1 protein-coding gene is annotated in these 264 nt (G+C 65.5%); it reads right to left on the reverse strand.

Features of this window, described 5'->3' with window-relative positions; all coding sequences use genetic code 11:
• A partial coding sequence (locus AX750_RS02950; RefSeq protein ID WP_197432784.1) for a transposase occupies window positions 1–264 on the reverse strand: 264 nt, incomplete at both ends.

The raw sequence follows: 264 nt of genomic DNA on the forward strand, positions 1-264 counted from the left end.
GCCCGGCCTGGCGCACTTTCACATAGGTCGCGTCGATCCAAAGATAGGGCCAGTCACCTTCTATGGGCCGATCGAGGAAGGCCTGCACGCGCTCGTCGATCTCCTCGCAGAGCCGCGAGACCTGGCTCTTCGAGATGCCGCTCATCCCCATCGCCCTGACCAGATCGTCGACCGAGCGGGTCGAGATGCCCTGGATGTAGGCCTCCTGAATCACGGCGGTGAGCGCCTTCTCCGCCATCCGGCGCGGCTCGAGGAAGCCCGGGA

It is taken from the genome of Methylobacterium sp. CCH7-A2, from assembly GCF_001557075.1.
Lineage (GTDB): Bacteria > Pseudomonadota > Alphaproteobacteria > Rhizobiales > Beijerinckiaceae > Allobosea > Allobosea massiliensis.